Here is a 14,889-nt window from a genome sequence, read left to right as displayed (position 1 = left end):
ACAAACATCCTTGGTAGCGAAAGCGCCAGCTGACTTGAGGTTACATACCCCCGTGAATGTTGATTTGCACTGCCACAGCACGGCCTCCGACGGCGCCCTGGCGCCCGCGGTACTGGTTGCGCGTGCGTTTGAAAAAGGCGTGCGAGTCCTGTCGTTGACCGACCACGACACCCTTGAAGGCCTGGATGAGGCCCGCCAAGCCGCCCACGCCCTGGGCATGCAACTGGTCAATGGCGTGGAATTGTCCTGCACCTGGGGCGGCGCCACCATTCATGTGCTGGGCTACGGTTTCGATCAAGCCGCCCCGCCACTGGTGAAGGCCATCGCTCAATTGCACGATGGCCGCTGGCTGCGGTCCGAAGAAATAAGCCGCAAGCTCAGCCTCAAAGGCATGCCCAACGCCCTCGACGGTGCCCGCGCTATCCAACAGGAGCTGGGCGACAGCGGCAACGCACCGGCCCGGCCGCACTTTGCTGACTGGATGGTGCGTGAAGGTTTTGTCAAAGACCGTGCCGAAGCCTTTCGCAAGTGGCTGGGCGCCGGCAAGTTGGGCGATGTGAAGTTGCATTGGCCGACCCTGGAAGACACCGTCGAGACCCTGCGGGCCTCCGGGGCCTGGGTCAGCCTGGCGCATCCCTGGCATTACGATTTCACCCGCAGCAAGCGCCGCAAGCTGATTGGCGACTATATTGGAGCGGGCGGCCACGCAATCGAAGTGGTCAACGGGCACCAACCCGCCGAGCAGGTCGGCAGCCTGGCGATTCTTGCCCGCGAATTTGGTCTGCTGGTCAGCGCCGGCAGTGATTTTCATGGTCCAGGTGGGTGGTCCGAAATCGGCGAGTATCGCCAGGTACCTGAAGACCTGCCGCTCTTGTCGGTGCGATTCAAACATGACCCCATTACTGCCACCGTCTGAACAGGTAGAACACGTGAGTCAATTCTTCCAGATTCATCCGGAAAACCCGCAAGCGCGCCTGATCAAACAGGCCGTGGAGATTATTCGCGCCGGTGGTGTGGTGATCTACCCAACGGATTCTTCCTACGCTATCGGTTGTCAGATTGGCGACAAGAGTGCGGTCGAGCGGGTCAGGCGCCTGCGTGATCTGGACAAGAATCACAACTTTGCGCTGATCTGCAGCGACCTGTCCCAGTTGGGGCTGTTCGCCAAGGTCGACACCGGCACCTTCCGCCTGCTCAAGGCGCATACGCCGGGGCCGTACACCTTCATCCTCAATGCCACCCGCGAAGTGCCGCGCCTGTTGCTGCACCCGAAAAAGCGCACCATCGGCCTGCGGGTACCGGAACATCCGATTGCCCTGGCGTTGTTGGCTGAGCTGGGCGAGCCGTTGATGAGTGTGTCGCTGATCCTGCCGGGTGAAGAAGAGCCGTTGTACGACCCCTATGAAATGCGTCGCCTGCTGGAAAAACATGTCGATTTGATCATTGACGGCGGCTATGGCGGCAACAAGGCTTCCACCGTGATCAACCTGGCCGACGGCGAACCGGAAGTGGTGCGTGTTGGCTGCGGCGACCCCACGCCGTTCATGGTCGAGGCCTGAATGTCGGCCGTGGAAACCGTCGATCCCCAGGCCGGCGCCCAGCAGGAACTGCCGTTCGCCATGGTCTATGGCCAGGCGGTCATGGAAATGCCCCTGGACCTGTACATTCCGCCGGACGCCCTGGAAGTCTTCCTTGAGGCTTTCGAAGGTCCGTTGGACTTGCTGCTGTACCTGATCCGCAAGCAGAACATCAACATCCTCGATATCCCGGTGGCGGAAATCACCCGCCAGTACATGGGCTATGTCGAATTGATGCAGTCGGTGCGTCTGGAGCTGGCTGCCGAGTATCTGGTGATGGCGGCCATGCTCGCCGAGATCAAGTCACGCATGCTGTTGCCGCGCTCGGAGACGGTCGAAGCCGAAGAGGATGACCCGCGTGCCGAACTGATCCGCCGCCTGCAGGAGTATGAACGCTTCAAGGCCGCCGCCGAAGGCATCGACGGCCTGAGCCGGGTCGGTCGCGACGTGGTGGTGCCCAAGCTGGATGCACCGGAAGCGCGGGCGCGCAAGCTGTTGCCGGACGTGAGCCTGGAAGAGCTATTGATGTCCATGGCCGAAGTGCTGCGCCGTGGCGACATGTTCGAAAGTCACCAGGTCAGTCGCGAGGCGCTGTCGACACGCGAACGCATGAGCGATGTGCTTGAGCGTCTGAAGGGCGGTGGCTTCGTACCCTTTGTTGAGCTGTTCACCGCTGAAGAAGGGCGTCTGGGGGTGGTGGTGACCTTTATGGCGATCCTCGAGCTGGTCAAGGAGTCCTTGGTCGAGCTGGTCCAGAATGAGCCTTTTGCGGCTATCCACGTGCGGGCGCGAGCCGAATAAAGAGCTGAATCGATGAATTTGACTGAACCCCGCGAACTGGCGCCCTTGCTGGAAGCCTTTCTCCTGGCCTCGGGCAAGCCGCAATCCCTGGAGCGCCTGTTCGAACTGTTTGAAGAAGCCGAGCGTCCTGAGCCGCCAGTGTTCAAGAAGGCGCTGGAGATTCTGCGCAAGTCCTGCGAAGGCCGTGCGTTTGAACTGCGTGAAGTGGCGTCGGGTTATCGCTTGCAGATCCGTGAGAAATTCTCCCCGTGGGTCGGTCGTTTGTGGGAAGAGCGCCCACAGCGTTATTCGCGAGCGATGCTGGAAACCATGGCGCTGATCGCCTATCGCCAGCCTATAACCCGGGGCGAGATCGAGGATGTACGTGGCGTTGCGGTCAACAGCCATATCGTCAAGACCTTGCTGGAGCGCGAGTGGATTCGCATCGTTGGCTACCGTGACGTGCCCGGCAAACCGGCGATGTTCGCCACCACCAAGGTGTTTCTCGACCACTTCAACCTGAAAAATCTCGACGACCTGCCGCCGCTCGCCGAGCTGCGTGAGATGGAAGCCGAGCCGGTTCTGGATTTCGACGACGCTCCGGTCCCGGCAAGCCTGCAGGAATTGGCCGATGCCAGCGCCGAGCCGGAGGAGCCCAAGGACGAGACCAGTTTCCATACCTTGTTGCTGGAACTGGACGACATGGAGCAGGGCATCAAGACCGATTTCGATGATTTGCTGCGTGATGGTGCGGTCGAGCCTGAACCTCAGGAACACGTTGAGCCAGAGCCCGAACCCGAGCCGGAGGAAGACATCCTCGGCGTCGCCGAAGCCCGGGAAAAACTCCTGGCCGCCGTCGCCGCTCTTGAACAGCCGCCACTGAGCGACGAAGAAGAGGAAGCCCGCGCCCTGGCCGAAGCCATCGAAAACGAACGCCGCCAGTTCGAAGACTGACTCCAATCCAACGGCCACCACAGAACCCATGTGGGAGGGGGCTTGCCCCCGATAGCCGTGTGTCAATCAACACATGCATCAACTGACCCTCCGCCATCGGGGGCAAGCCCCCTCCCACATTTTGATCTGCTGTAGGCTCACCGATCGGCGGAAAAGTTAATGACTTGGTGCTAATCGACTAGTCTATGATGCGCAACGCGCGTCATGCGCGTATGATTCGCGACCCTTTGCCGATCTATTCGGCCAAAGCCCCGCTTTCAATACTCTTCAGGCCATGCCTGAATCGACCCACCGGGAGGTGCTTAAGATGAATGACAAAGACCAGAACGACAGCCAGGAAATCGGCCCAGCAGGCGAAAAACTGCAAAAGGTGCTGGCGCGTATCGGCGTGGGCTCGCGCCGCGACGTCGAAGCCTGGATCACCCAGAAGCGCATCAAGGTCAACGGCGTCGAGGCTACCCTCGGCCAGCGCGTCGACCTGCACGATGCAATCACCATTGATGGCAAGGTCATCAAGCGTGAAGAGGCCGCCGAATCGGTGCGCCGCGTGATCATGTACAACAAGCCTGATGGCGAGATCTGCACCCGTGACGACCCGGAAGGTCGTCCAACCGTGTTCGACAAGATGCCAAAACCGAAAGAAGGTCGTTGGATCAACATCGGCCGTCTCGACATCAACACCACCGGCTTGCTGATGTTCACCACTGACGGTGAGCTGGCCAACCGCCTGATGCACCCGTCCTACGAGATGGATCGTGAATACGCCGTGCGTGTACGCGGTGAAGTCGATGACGAGATGATCGAACGCCTCAAGGCGGGCGTGGTGCTGGAAGACGGCCCGGCCAAGTTCACTGACATCAAGCAGGCACCGGGTGGCGAAGGTTTCAACCACTGGTATCACTGCGTGGTGATGGAAGGTCGTAACCGTGAAGTACGTCGACTGTGGGAATCCCAGGGCCTGGTGGTCAGCCGCTTGAAGCGCGTGCGTTTCGGCCCGGTGTTCTTGAACTCCGACCTGCCGATGGGCCGCTGGCGCGAAATGAGCCAGTACGAAGTCGACATCCTCAGCGCCGAAGTGGGCCTGACGCCGGTCGCGATGCCGCAGATGAACGCCAAGAGCAAAGACAAGCTCGAGCGTATGCAGCGTAAATCGTCGCGCCCTGTGGCCCGTACCGAACGCGTTGCCCGCACTCTGCGCCCGGCACTGAATGCACCGGCGACCGGCGGTCGTATTTCCCGCGAGCCGAACATCGAAGGCGAGCGCCGCCCAACCGCGCCATCGCGTCAGGAAGGCGAGCGTGCTCCACGTGCGCCACGTCCTGCCCCAGCAGGTGGTCGCAGTAACCGTGGTGAAGCGGATCGCCCAGCCGACAACGCCAGCACCAAGCGTCCAGCCAAGCCCGCGGCGAACAAGCGCCCAGGCCCAAAACTGGTCGCGGACGAGCCGTCGGGCAAGCGCCGTGGCGCTCCGGCCGGTTCCGGTCAGCGTCCTGGTTTTGGTCGCAAGAAGCCGCAGTGATTTAATCGCCGCATAAAAAACGCCAACCCTCGGGTTGGCGTTTTTTTTTTGATCTCAGATCTGCTAGCCCAATTCAACTGTACAAACAGGTTTGTGTGGGAGCTGGCTTGCCTGCGATCGCATCACTGCGGTCTATCGGCATACCGAGGTGTCTGTATCGCAGGCAAGCCAGCTCCCACAGTGATCTCGGCGTTTCTGGTATTCAGGTTCTAAAAGGCAAAGTTGCCATCAAACACCGGCTTGTCATCCAGCGCCAACACGCCACTGGCAAAGATCAGGTCCAAGTGATGACTGCCTTTCTGCCCGCCACCCAAACCCAGGTGCAACCCGCAGTGGCGCTCCTCAAACCCGGCATTGCGCGCGTACAGATCTTTCACGCCTTCATTGGTACCAATCCCCAGCTCCTCGACCCGTCGGTTCGATGGATTGGCATTCAGGTACTTGTTGAAATCATCTGCCAGCCCTGGCACGTCACTGGCCACGCTACAGATGGTCGAGTTCTCGATCCACAACTCCAGCGGTGACGCCAGCACGCCATATTTACGTGCGAACGGGATGGTGCTGAGGAAGGTGCCGACAAAGCGTACCTGGCCGTTGATGGCCTCGCTGTGGGTGGCAATCTCACCGGGGGCCAGGTCGTGGTTGCCGACGCCGTTGATATTGGTCCACTTCTTGATGCTGCTCAGCGGGGCCTCCAGGCGCGAGCCGTGCTTGTCGGTAAAACTCAGCACGCTGGCCTGGGACATGCGCCGGATCAGCGTGGCGTTGAGGTCAGCGATACGCTGGGGCTCTACGCTGAAAGTGTCGTAGAAGTAGTCGCCGTAATCCTTGAACAGCAGGGATTTCTTCCAGTGCTCGGCCATGACGCCTTGTAGTGCGCGGACAAAGTCCGGGCCTTCGGCGCGTGGGTTGGGCAAGGTCGAGGAATCGTAGAGAAACAAGTAGAGGTCGCAGGCCTCGATGGCTTGGGCCAGGGTGTCGCTGGCGGCCAGGTCCAGGCGCTGTAACTGGAAATTGAAACGGGCGGTGCTGCCGTGAGTGATCGCCTGGGCGATGGCGTCATAGCGTTCGGTGTGGCCCAGCAGCACGGTAGGGCGGTTCAGGCCGTTGAGGGCGGGGTGATGAGCGAGGTAGTAGAGAAAGTGTTCGACGGCGCGGGCCTTGTCCATGACGTACTTCCTTTGGTGCCTTGGGTAAGGGGCAGGTGCCGTGCACGGCACCTGCCGGATGCCTGCCGTTTCTTAGAAAGGCCACATCGCGGTGCCAAATGGCACAACGGCATCGGCTTGCATCATTTCAACGGCGGCCTCATGGGTCGGTGCTTCAAACCAATCGTCGAGTTGCAATTCGGTTTCCAGGTCGTTTTCCAGTGCTTGCATGGTGTTTCTCCTAGAGGACGTTGTTTGAGAACGGCTTGCCAGCGGGCTTCGCTGGGCAAGTGGGAAGAACCTAGGAGAGAGTGTTTCGGAATGCAAAATATTTATTGACACGGTCTCATTTGGATTTTTTGTTCTGTTTTTGCGCTGGAATTTTTTATTGAGAAAAAACAACGTTCTGGCGAAGGTAATTTGTCGGAAGTTTCCCACTGACATTTTTCCGCTTGTTGACAGATGTAACGCTTATTTTCCGCGCTGTAACGATTAATTTACGAGAAAATCGCCGTATTCTTAGGTATGGCGACGTTGTAAGGAATGCCTGACAGATTACCGCGTGCACCCGCAGAGGGCGGCCCGAAGCTGTCGAGCGGTGTACAATGCGCCGCGTTTTACTGTGACCCCCTTGCGTACCCACGCAAAAGGCCAAGACCTCAGGGTTCATCACCCCTGATCACTCCGCCCGGCCACGAGCCTGGCGGGTTCGATTTCGTCACAGATAAAAACAAACAGGTGACGCATGACCGTTAGAAAGACGCTGTACTCCTGGTGCCTGCGCTGGGGTTTGAGCGGCGCTGCTTGAGTCGAGATTCAAGACAGCAACGTGCATTCAACATCATCAAACCTTGCGTGAGACCCTTTTCATGAGTGGACCCCATTCCTCTTCAGGCGAGCTGAAACGCGGCCTGAAAAATCGGCATATCCAGTTGATCGCCCTCGGCGGCGCCATCGGCACCGGCCTGTTCCTGGGCTCGGCCGGGGTGCTCAAATCCGCCGGCCCGTCGATGATCCTGGGCTATGCCATTTGCGGCTTCATCGCCTTCATGATCATGCGCCAGCTCGGCGAAATGATCGTCGAAGAGCCAGTCGCCGGTTCCTTCAGCCACTTTGCCCACAAGTACTGGGGCGGTTTCGCCGGCTTCCTGTCGGGCTGGAACTGCTGGATCTTGTACATTCTGGTGGGCATGTCCGAGCTGACGGCCGTCGGCAAATATGTGCACTACTGGTGGCCGGAGATCCCGACCTGGGTCTCGGCGGCGGCGTTCTTCGTGCTGATCAACTTGATCAACCTGGCTAACGTCAAAGTCTTTGGTGAAGCCGAGTTCTGGTTCGCTATCATCAAGGTCGTGGCCATCGTCGGTATGATTGCCTTGGGCAGCTACCTGCTGGTCAGCGGCAGCGGCGGCCCACAGGCCTCGGTCAGCAACCTGTGGGATCACGGCGGCTTTTTCCCCAACGGCGTCAGCGGTCTGGTGATGGCCATGGCGATCATCATGTTCTCCTTCGGCGGCCTGGAAATGCTCGGTTTTACCGCCGCCGAAGCCGACCAGCCACGTACGGTGATCCCCAAGGCGATCAATCAGGTGATCTACCGCATCCTGATTTTCTACATCGGCGCCCTGGTGGTGCTGTTGTCGCTGACACCGTGGGACAGCCTGCTGGCGACCCTCAATGCCTCCGGCGATGCCTACAGCGGCAGCCCGTTCGTGCAGGTGTTCTCGATGCTGGGTAGCAACACCGCTGCGCATATCCTCAACTTCGTGGTGTTGACCGCAGCACTGTCGGTGTACAACAGCGGCACCTACTGCAACAGTCGCATGCTGCTGGGCATGGCCGAGCAGGGCGATGCACCACGGGCCTTGGCGAAAATCGACAAGCGCGGTGTGCCGGTGCGTTCGATCCTTGCCTCGGCGGCGATCACCTTGGTCGCGGTACTGATGAACTACCTGATCCCGCAGCATGCCTTGGAGCTGTTGATGTCGCTGGTGGTGGCCACATTGGTGATCAACTGGGCGATGATCAGCTATTCCCACTTCAAGTTCCGCCAGCACATGAACCGCACCGGCCAGGTGCCGTTGTTCAAGGCGCTGTGGTATCCGTACGGCAACTACATCTGCCTGGCGTTCGTGGCGTTTATCCTGGTGATCATGCTGATGATTCCGGGCATCCAGGTGTCGGTGTATGCGATTCCGGTATGGGTGGCGTTCATGGCGGTGTGTTACTGGATCAAGAACAAGCGCAAGGCTCAGGCAGCCTTGGACGCCGCGGGGACGGTTTTGGAGTAGGGCCTTCGCGTTATTCAATAAACCCGGCGTACTGCCGGGTTTTTTGCGGGTGTTTGAAGCGTTAATGACTCTGCTTGTTACATTGGACTGCCCGGCTTCCGGAACTCTAATTCCGTGGCCGCCCATAAACAGATGTTGGTTTTTTAACAATATCTGATCACTTGGGGGTACGTATGAGAGATGTGAGTTCTACTATCGGGCAACCTTTCAATCTGGCATTCGAACAAGCACCATCTTTTGATCTCGGCCGCGATCATACGAAACGCCTCAGCCCGGGAAATCATGCAGTTACACCGCACACTGGAGTATCGATTGCGGGAGAAAATTACTCCCCTACCGAGAAAGACGCTTTGGTCAGTGCTTTTGTCAAAGACACGTTGCAGAACTCCAACTACGAAAGCCAATCGAGCCTTGAGCGTCGGGCCAAGAATTTCTTCAAACACATAGAGTCCGAGATGGCCATTGGCATGGGTGTCGAGAAAGACTTACAACGTGACGACTCCGCGCCATCACAACTGTCATCGCATATGGCACACCTTGTTCGCGGCCTATGGACTCATTCAAAAAGTGATCCTGCGTTCCGCGAAGCGCTGCACAAGGAATTGCTGGCGCCGAGCAATGATCCCGGTAATGTTCTATTGGCGGGCGAGGGCAAGGGGGGGCTGTACTTGGGCATGAAAAATCTGCACGCCATGCTGGTTTGCGGTGAGCAGGGACCATTGACCCGTGAGCATGCGCAGCAAGGTGCAGAAATGGCGTTTGGCATCAAGGCGATTGCCGAGGCGCTCAAAGAACATGACCCGATGCTCAGTGACGTCGAGGCCTACACCGTTAAGCATCGTGTGGGGTCGAACCGGGTTGTGGATGGCGTGAAGACCCATCATTTCACCAGCCTTCATGGCACGGATTTGCGCAACGATCTGGGTACTAAGGTGCGCGATGAGCTAGGTGTGCCCGTCATGCTGGGTACTTCGGGTGGTGCGTCGGATGTCGCCTCGACCATTCGGCATGCGGCCCAGTCACAAAGCCAATCAATGTGGCCAAGTGGGATGGATGAAAAAAGCGGCCGGGAAGCCTTGATGGGATTGGTGTTCCATCTGATGCGCAACCAGGTTACAGACAATGCTCAAGGCTTCTACGACAAAATGCGCGACGACCTGCACGGCTTGTCGCCTAAAAAGGTTGACCCTGCACTGATCTTTTCCCATTCCTACCCTGAAGTGGTGACGGGGGTCGAGATGACACTGAACAATGAAAACCCAACGGATCGCCAGGCCATGATCAGGTCGACACTGCTGGCCCAGGTCCTGTTGGACAAGGCCTTTGCCAACCGGTAACAGTGAGTCGGGCATTGGCTGGTTCGGGTATGCTGGCCCCTCTGAATTGCGGACCTGCCTCAATGCTGGTGATTTCCAACAACGTCCACCTGCCCGACGCCGAGATCGAGCTGACTGCCATCCGCGCCCAAGGCGCCGGTGGGCAGAACGTCAACAAGGTGTCGAGCGCGGTGCATCTGCGTTTTGATATTCCGGCGTCATCGCTGCCGGAGTTTTACAAGGAGCGGCTGCTGGCGCTGCGTGACAGTCGTATCACCAGCGACGGTGTGCTGGTGCTCAAGGCCCAGCAATACCGGACTCAGGAGCAGAACCGCGCGGATGCGCTGGAGCGTCTGGTGGAACTGATCCTCAGCGCCACCAAGGTTGAGAAGAAACGTCGCCCGACCAAGCCGACATTGGGCTCCAAGAAGCGTCGCCTGGAGTCCAAGACCAAGCGCGGCAGCATCAAGGCTGGGCGCGGCAAGGTTGATTTCTAGGCGTCCCGTGTCTCGCGGGCCTTGGGCGCTTGGCGGTACAGGTACACGCTCAGTAGCAAACCACCAGCGGCGGCGAGGGCGGCGAACAGGAAAATCGACGCAAAGCCGAAGCCTGACGCCACTGCCCCAGCCAGCGGGCCGGTGATCCCCAACGACAAATCGATGAACAACGAATAGGCACCCACCGCTGCGCCTCGGCTGGACGCGGGCACCAGGTTGACTGCCTCCACACCCAAGGCCGGAAACACCAGGGAGAAGCCGAATCCGCTCAACGCCGCGCCGGCCAAGGCCAGGTGCGCATCCGGTGCGAGCCACAGCAACAGCAGGCCGAGGACTTCCACCGACAGACAGGCAATCGCCACGCGAAAGCCACCCATGCGGTTGATCAGATTACCGAACAGCAAACGTGCGCCGATAAAGCTGGCGCCGAACAGGCTCAAGGCCCATACCGCGTTATCCCAGTGTTGGGTGGTGTAATACAGGGTAATGAAGGTGGCGATGGTGCCAAAGCCTATCGAGCCCAGCGCCAGTGCACAGCCATGGGGCAGCACGCGCCCCAGCACATTCATGAACGGCAGGCGCACACCGGCCACAATCGGAGCTGCCTCCTTGTTCCAGGCCAGCAGCACTCCCAGCACTGCGAGCAGAATGATGCTGACGCCCATGCTCCACAGGCCGAAATGGCCGACCAGTGTCACCCCCAGCGGTGCGCCGACGGCCAGGGCGCCATAACTGGCGATGCCGTTCCACGAAATGACCTTGGCCGTATTCGCCGCGCCGACCCGGCCGATGCCCCAACCGATTGCACCCGAGCCCACCAGGCTTTCGGCGCTGCCCAGCACCAGTCGGCCGATCAGCAGGCTACCCAGGCTGACGACCGGCAGGCTGGAAAACCAGGCGGCGAGCAGCATGAACACACCACTCAGGCCGCAGCCGACCAGGCCGATCAACACGGCGCGCTTGCTGCCCAGGTTGTCGATGATCTTGCCCGCATACGGGCGGCTCAACAGGGTGGCCAGGTACTGCACGCTGATCACCAAGCCGGCAATCACCGCGCCATAGCCCAGCTGACTATGGACATAGCCCGGCAACACGGCCAGTGGAATGCCGATATTGAGGTAGCCGATGAAGGTGAACAGCACGATGGAAACGACTTGCAGCGTGACCGCCATGGGGCGCTGGGTATCTGGCATGGGAGAGGTCCACTGTCGCAGCAGGTAAAGATAGGCTGCTAATGATACCGGCGCTTGGGCCGGGCGGGGCGGCAAATATCAAAAAGGATGAAGCAAGAACACATCAGGATTTTGTCGGGGCCAGCAGTTGCGTGGTCACCAGGGCGGCCAAGGCGTTTTCCTGGGTGCCGAAGCGTTTGAGCAGTACAGCTTGTTTCTCGCTGCTGAGGCGGTTCCAGACTTCGACCATCTGCAAGGCAGCGTCGAGCACAGCGGCGTCAGGGGAATCAGGGAGGGTATCGGTCATGGCGGGTATCTCGGGCGGTTCAGGCAGTGTGGAAAGCGCTCAACGTTGCGCTTTCCACACGGTCTGGTACGGCGTCAGTCCTGGCGTTTGCTGTCGACTGGTTTTGCTTCTTTGGCCTCAGGCTGTTTGTTGCTGGCCTGCTGCGGTGTTGGCTGCTCGGTTGGGTGCAGGCTTGGGAAGGGGAGATTAGGGATCTCGTGCATGTGGGTCGCTCCTCGCAAGGTCTGTTTTTTCAATCGCAGGTGATTCCGCGCTCTCAAAAAGCCTTGGCAGGATACAGCACTGAAAATGACAAAAAGATTTTTATGTCGCCGGATGTATGAACTTTCATTGTAGAAACGGTCGAGCGGTCAGAAAGGCACCTTGCCCAGAATCATGTCGCGGTACATCACAAAGTCGCCCAACAGGCTGTAGAACGGGTGTTGAAAGGTCGCCGGGCGGTTCTTTTCGAAGAAGAAGTGGCCGATCCAGGCAAAGCTGTAGCCGGCGATCGGTAAGGCCAACAGCAGGCCCAAAGAGCCACGGCCAATGGCATAGGCCAGGATCCCGATGACCAGCGTGGTGCCGACAAAGTGCAGTCGCCGGCAGGTGCTGTTGCCGTGTTCGCTCAGGTAATACGGATAGAACTCGGCGAAGCTATTGAATTGCTTGACGTTTTCCACGGTGGTCGACCCTTTGGCGGTCATGCCGCTCAGCAGATGTTCGGCGGGTAGCTTATTTGAGTCTAGAGTGATCAGTGGTAACAGCCAGTGACAATAGATGCCACTTTAGTATCCTTGGCTTCCTGGCTGCCGGATAAGCCTGCTTTTATAAGACGACGCCATGAGCGAACGAACAACTTCTGCAAGCTGGGCGATGGGTATAGTCAAGGCGTTGGAAATGGACGGCCTGGATTGCCGTGTGTTGTTCAAGCAATTGGGCCTGGATTACAGCGCCCTCAGCGACCCCGATGCACGTTTTCCGCAAGACTCCATGACTCGGCTGTGGCAGCGGGCGGTGGAGTTGTCGGGCAACCCGGCAATTGGCCTGAACATGGGCAAGGTGGTGCGCCCGGCGTCGTTTCACGTGGCCGGTTATGCGTTGATGTCCAGCAACACCCTGGCTGAAGGCTTTATGCGCCTGGTGCGCTACCAACGCATCATCGCCGAAAGCGCCGACTTGAGTTTCCGACTGTTACCCGAAGGCTATGCGCTGATTCTGACGGTGCATGGTGATCACCTGCCGCCCACCCGGCAAAGTGCCGAAGCCTCGCTGGCCAGTGCGTTGGCGCTGTGCGGCTGGCTCACCGGCCGTACCCTGCAACCGCGCAAAGTATTGTTGCAAGGTGCCCAGCCAGCGGATCTGGCGCCCTACAAACAAGCCTTCCATGCACCTCTGGAGTTCAACGCGCCCTATGACGCGCTGATTTTCGAGCAGGCCGACATGGACGCACCGCTGCCAACGGCCAACGAAGCCATGGCGCTGTTGCATGATCGGTTTGCCGGTGAATACCTGGCACGTTTTTCCGAAAGCCGAGTGACTCACAAGGCCCGTCAGGTGCTGTGCCGCCTGTTGCCCCAGGGCGAGCCCAAGCGTGAAATTGTGGCCCAGACCCTGCATCTGTCCCAGCGCACCTTGCAACGGCGCTTGCAGGAGGAGGGCACCAGCTTCCAGACCTTGCTTGACGACACCCGTCGCGAACTGGCCGAGCAGTACCTGGCGCAGCCCAGCATGACCCTGCTGGAAATTGCCTACCTGTTGGGTTTTGCCGACCCGAGCAATTTCTTTCGCGCGTTTCGTCGCTGGTTCGATGTCACGCCCGGCGAATACCGCGCGCGGCTGCTGCAGGCGCCGAAGATCAGTGACGCCAGAACGCCGGAATACACAGTACAAACACCGTAATAATCTCCAGCCGTCCCAGCAGCATGCCGAGCGATAGGATCCACTTGGCCGCGTCCGGCAGGCTGGCGAAGTTGCCGGACGGGCCGATGGTTTCGCCCAGGCCTGGACCGACGCCGGATACGGTACTGGCGGCGCCCGTCAATGCGGTCATCCAATCCAGGCCCAGCAGCGACAGGGCCAGGGCGATGGCACAGATGGTGATGGCGAAGAAAAACGAGAACGTCAGAATCGAGCGCACGATTTCTTCGTCGAGACGATGGCCGTTGTACTTCTGTTTGATCACCGCCCGTGGGTGAATCAATTGGTTCAAGTTGGCTTTGAGCAGGATGTAGGCGACCTGGAAGCGGAAGATCTTGATCCCGCCCGCCGTGGAGCCCGAGCAGCCGCCGACAAAACCCAGGTAGAAGAACAGCATCAGTGAGAAGTTGCCCCAGATGCTGTAGTCCCCCAACGCAAAGCCAGTCGTGGTGACCACCGAGGTGACGTTCACCGCCACATGGCGCAGCGCATCCAGCCAATGCAAGTCGGTGGTCCACCAATACCAGGTGCCGAGTACCAGCCAGGTCACGATCAACAGCGCGAGCAGGCCTTGCACTTGCTGATCCTTGATCAGCGCCCGGCGATTGCCGCGCAATGTGGCCACATACAGGGTGAATGGCAAGCTGCCAAGAATCATCACCACCACCGCCACCCAATGCACCGCCGGTTGTTTCCAGTGGGCCAGGGATTCGTCGGAGGTGGAGAACCCTCCGGTGGAAATCGCTGACATTGCATGGTTGATCGCATCGAACAGGCCCATCCCAGCCCACCAGAACGCCAGGCTGCCGAAGATGGTGATACCGACATACGTTGCCACGATGAGCCGCGCCACCATGTGCGAGCGCGGCATGACCTTCTCCGAACGGTCCGAGGATTCGGTCTGGAACAGACGCATGCCACCGATGCGCAACAGCGGCAGGATCGCTACCGCCATGCCAATAAAGCCAATACCGCCTAGCCAGTGCAGGAGCGAGCGCCACATCAGAATGCCCGGGGACATACTGTCCAGGCCGCTCAACACGGTGGAACCGGTGGCGGTGATGCCGGACATGCTTTCAAAAAACGAGTCGGTGTAGCTGATGTGCTGGGTCAGCAAAAACGGCAACGCGGCGAAGATGCACACCACCAGCCAACTGCTGACAGTCAGCAGGTACATGTCCCGGGGGCGCAGGTGGACGTGTTCGGGGCGCCCGGGGATAACCAGGGCCAGGCCGGCGAGAAAGGTGATCAGGCTGGCCCACAGGAACGAAGGCAGGTCGCTGGTGCGTTCGAAGATCACCAGGGTGGCCATCGGGACGACCATGGCGATCGCGAGGGTGATCAGGAAGATGCCGATGATGAAACCGATGATGCGTAGTGTCGGCAACGCCATGAAGTTCGCTCGGGTGTTAGGGCAGAGGCGCCATTC

Annotated in this window: 16 protein-coding genes; 10 read left to right on the top strand and 6 right to left on the bottom strand. The window is 59.4% G+C overall.

Annotated features, from left to right (window positions below):
* Positions 1–52 precede the first annotated feature (52 nt).
* The 5 genes from AC07V4_RS17920 to rluB all read left to right on the top strand — a co-directional run bounded on the left by AC07V4_RS17920 (position 53) and on the right by rluB (position 4,830).
* Positions 53–916, top strand: coding sequence for a PHP domain-containing protein (locus tag AC07V4_RS17920; protein ID WP_431749688.1), 864 nt, complete (start codon positions 53–55; stop codon positions 914–916).
* Positions 917–929: 13 nt separating this feature from the next.
* Positions 930–1,559, top strand: coding sequence for an L-threonylcarbamoyladenylate synthase (locus tag AC07V4_RS17915; RefSeq protein WP_017139161.1), 630 nt, complete (start codon positions 930–932; stop codon positions 1,557–1,559).
* Positions 1,560–2,378 (top strand): segregation and condensation protein A, encoded by an 819-nt coding sequence (locus AC07V4_RS17910; protein WP_010208145.1) that lies wholly within the window; start codon positions 1,560–1,562, stop codon positions 2,376–2,378.
* Between the two features lie 12 nt (positions 2,379–2,390).
* Positions 2,391–3,311 (top strand): SMC-Scp complex subunit ScpB, encoded by a 921-nt coding sequence (gene scpB / locus AC07V4_RS17905; protein ID WP_492637870.1) that lies wholly within the window; start codon positions 2,391–2,393, stop codon positions 3,309–3,311.
* A 307-nt stretch (positions 3,312–3,618) separates the two neighbouring features.
* Positions 3,619–4,830, top strand: a complete 1,212-nt coding sequence (gene rluB, locus AC07V4_RS17900) for a 23S rRNA pseudouridine(2605) synthase RluB (RefSeq protein ID WP_492637869.1) — start codon at positions 3,619–3,621, stop codon at positions 4,828–4,830.
* A 209-nt stretch (positions 4,831–5,039) separates the two neighbouring features.
* On the opposite strand, the gene AC07V4_RS17895 is transcribed toward rluB, so the two are convergent.
* Both AC07V4_RS17895 and AC07V4_RS17890 read right to left on the bottom strand, forming a co-directional pair.
* Complete coding sequence (locus tag AC07V4_RS17895; RefSeq protein ID WP_492637868.1) at positions 5,040–5,999, bottom strand: CgnE/CgnB domain-containing protein; 960 nt, start codon at positions 5,997–5,999, stop codon at positions 5,040–5,042.
* A 72-nt stretch (positions 6,000–6,071) separates the two neighbouring features.
* Positions 6,072–6,209 (bottom strand): hypothetical protein, encoded by a 138-nt coding sequence (locus AC07V4_RS17890; protein WP_003175756.1) that lies wholly within the window; start codon positions 6,207–6,209, stop codon positions 6,072–6,074.
* Between the two features lie 638 nt (positions 6,210–6,847).
* On the opposite strand from AC07V4_RS17890, the gene AC07V4_RS17885 reads away from it, so the two are divergent.
* From AC07V4_RS17885 to arfB, 3 genes are all read left to right on the top strand, one after another.
* Positions 6,848–8,269 (top strand): amino acid permease, encoded by a 1,422-nt coding sequence (locus AC07V4_RS17885; RefSeq protein WP_492637867.1) that lies wholly within the window; start codon positions 6,848–6,850, stop codon positions 8,267–8,269.
* A 182-nt stretch (positions 8,270–8,451) separates the two neighbouring features.
* The gene (locus AC07V4_RS17880; RefSeq protein ID WP_492637866.1) at positions 8,452–9,606 is read left to right on the top strand and encodes a hypothetical protein; all 1,155 of its coding nucleotides are present in this window, start codon (positions 8,452–8,454) and stop codon (positions 9,604–9,606) included.
* Positions 9,607–9,668: 62 nt separating this feature from the next.
* A complete protein-coding gene (gene arfB, locus AC07V4_RS17875) occupies positions 9,669–10,082 on the top strand; it encodes an alternative ribosome rescue aminoacyl-tRNA hydrolase ArfB (RefSeq protein ID WP_017847165.1) in 414 nt (137 codons plus the stop codon).
* Here the strand turns inward: arfB and AC07V4_RS17870 are convergent.
* Positions 10,079–11,275, bottom strand: coding sequence for an MFS transporter (locus tag AC07V4_RS17870; RefSeq protein WP_492637865.1), 1,197 nt, complete (start codon positions 11,273–11,275; stop codon positions 10,079–10,081). The two genes, arfB and AC07V4_RS17870, sit on opposite strands and share 4 nt — an antisense overlap.
* Before the next feature lie 103 nt (positions 11,276–11,378).
* On the bottom strand, positions 11,379–11,561 hold the full coding sequence (locus AC07V4_RS17865; protein WP_431751437.1) for a hypothetical protein: 183 nt from the start codon (positions 11,559–11,561) through the stop codon (positions 11,379–11,381).
* Positions 11,562–11,587: 26 nt separating this feature from the next.
* Between AC07V4_RS17865 and AC07V4_RS17860 the strand changes: the two genes are divergently transcribed.
* Complete coding sequence (locus tag AC07V4_RS17860) at positions 11,588–11,884, top strand: hypothetical protein (protein WP_492637955.1); 297 nt, start codon at positions 11,588–11,590, stop codon at positions 11,882–11,884.
* Positions 11,885–11,911: 27 nt separating this feature from the next.
* Here AC07V4_RS17860 and AC07V4_RS17855 read toward each other — a convergent pair whose 3' ends face one another.
* A complete protein-coding gene (locus tag AC07V4_RS17855) occupies positions 11,912–12,223 on the bottom strand; it encodes an Mpo1-like protein (protein ID WP_492637949.1) in 312 nt (103 codons plus the stop codon).
* A 160-nt stretch (positions 12,224–12,383) separates the two neighbouring features.
* On the opposite strand from AC07V4_RS17855, the gene AC07V4_RS17850 reads away from it, so the two are divergent.
* The gene (locus AC07V4_RS17850; protein WP_492637864.1) at positions 12,384–13,442 is read left to right on the top strand and encodes an AraC family transcriptional regulator; all 1,059 of its coding nucleotides are present in this window, start codon (positions 12,384–12,386) and stop codon (positions 13,440–13,442) included.
* Here AC07V4_RS17850 and AC07V4_RS17845 read toward each other — a convergent pair.
* Positions 13,399–14,853, bottom strand: coding sequence for a TrkH family potassium uptake protein (locus AC07V4_RS17845; RefSeq protein ID WP_492637863.1), 1,455 nt, complete (start codon positions 14,851–14,853; stop codon positions 13,399–13,401). The genes AC07V4_RS17850 and AC07V4_RS17845 overlap by 44 nt on opposite strands.
* Between the last annotated feature and the right edge of the window lie 36 nt (positions 14,854–14,889).

The sequence above is a fragment of the Pseudomonas sp. GW821-FHT03A09 genome, assembly GCF_059421065.1.
The sequence above is the reverse complement of the archived record's forward strand: the minus strand, read 5'-3'. Positions and strand labels throughout refer to the sequence as shown.

Coding starts and splice junctions, on each gene's coding strand:
- AC07V4_RS17890 (WP_003175756.1), bottom strand. CDS start 6,209: ATGCAAGCACTGGAAAACGACCTGGAAACCGAATTGCAACTCGACGAT.
- AC07V4_RS17865 (WP_431751437.1), bottom strand. CDS start 11,561: ATGACCGATACCCTCCCTGATTCCCCTGACGCCGCTGTGCTCGACGCT.
- AC07V4_RS17845 (WP_492637863.1), bottom strand. CDS start 14,853: ATGGCGTTGCCGACACTACGCATCATCGGTTTCATCATCGGCATCTTC.
- arfB (WP_017847165.1), top strand. CDS start 9,669: ATGCTGGTGATTTCCAACAACGTCCACCTGCCCGACGCCGAGATCGAG.
- AC07V4_RS17910 (WP_010208145.1), top strand. CDS start 1,560: ATGTCGGCCGTGGAAACCGTCGATCCCCAGGCCGGCGCCCAGCAGGAA.
- AC07V4_RS17870 (WP_492637865.1), bottom strand. CDS start 11,275: ATGCCAGATACCCAGCGCCCCATGGCGGTCACGCTGCAAGTCGTTTCC.
- AC07V4_RS17885 (WP_492637867.1), top strand. CDS start 6,848: ATGAGTGGACCCCATTCCTCTTCAGGCGAGCTGAAACGCGGCCTGAAA.
- scpB (WP_492637870.1), top strand. CDS start 2,391: ATGAATTTGACTGAACCCCGCGAACTGGCGCCCTTGCTGGAAGCCTTT.
- rluB (WP_492637869.1), top strand. CDS start 3,619: ATGAATGACAAAGACCAGAACGACAGCCAGGAAATCGGCCCAGCAGGC.
- AC07V4_RS17895 (WP_492637868.1), bottom strand. CDS start 5,999: ATGGACAAGGCCCGCGCCGTCGAACACTTTCTCTACTACCTCGCTCAT.
- AC07V4_RS17850 (WP_492637864.1), top strand. CDS start 12,384: ATGAGCGAACGAACAACTTCTGCAAGCTGGGCGATGGGTATAGTCAAG.